Origin of the sequence: Candidatus Thiosymbion oneisti, from assembly GCF_900092655.1 — a bacterium.
In the GTDB taxonomy this organism is placed as follows: Bacteria; Pseudomonadota; Gammaproteobacteria; order Chromatiales; family Chromatiaceae; genus Thiosymbion; species Thiosymbion oneisti.
Genome location: NZ_FLUY01001000.1, coordinates 1 through 843, shown reverse-complemented (window position 1 = coordinate 843; position 843 = coordinate 1). Strand labels below are relative to the sequence as shown.

The following is an 843-nucleotide window of genomic DNA, read 5'->3' as shown; positions in this document are numbered from 1 at the left end:
ACGGTTGGCCGCCCGCCATGCGCTCCCGTTGACCCGTCGAAACTCAGCGCTGGTGCGGTAGCTCGGGACTAACCCCTGCAGCAGCCAGATCAACTCCAGGTTGCGCCGGCACTCACGCTCCAGACGCCGGGAGCTGCGCACCCGGTTGAGATCGCCGTAAACATAAAGCTTGAGGAGCACGGCAGGATCGAATGCCGGCTGACCGGGAGTGAGATCACCAGGAGCATTAAACCCCAATGCCTGCAAGTCGAGTGTGCCGACGGAGGCGTCGAGCGCCCGAACGCGGTTGGTTTCGCTGACCTAGTCTTCAATCCGGGCGGGCAGGCATGCTGCCTGGGCACGGGCGACGCCTGGCTTGAAACCTCTCGCCATCAATCTCACCCTCTCGGATCGAGCTCGACCGGGAGCTTACCCTCGCCACCACCAAGGGCGAATTCTTTCACAGTCTCTCCAGCGTGGGAACGAGCCGAGAGATGGTGAAGTATGTAGATTGGGCAACGGGTGAGTGCAGCGAATCGCATCAATGATGTGGTGAGCACCTGCCTGGCCACCCCTTAAGGGTGCAGTCGTAGTCGTCGTTGTGGGCAAACTCATAGCCCGTACCCACCACCTCCATCCCCAGGCCTTCATAGGCACCGACAACATGACGCGGACGCAGACCGCCTACATAGAGCATCACCTTTTTCCCTTCCAGGCGTGGTCGGTACTTCTCGATGACCGCCTCGGACTGGGGCTGGTACTTGGCGATGACCTGCTCGGCGTTGGCCTGGATGGTGTCGTCGAAGCGGGTAGCGATCGCGCGCAGGGACTCGGCGATCTTGGTGGGACCAAAGAAGTTGTACT

General features: G+C 61.2%; 1 protein-coding gene and 1 pseudogene. Both read right to left on the bottom strand.

Features of this window, described 5'->3' with window-relative positions:
• Nucleotides 1-279 (bottom strand): annotated as a pseudogene (locus BQ17_RS10275) (transposase); the annotation flags it as partial.
• A gap of 241 nt (nt 280-520) precedes the next feature.
• Nucleotides 521-843 (bottom strand): nitrogenase component 1 (locus tag BQ17_RS10270; RefSeq protein WP_305118701.1); only part of this gene is annotated, 323 nt, incomplete at its 5' end.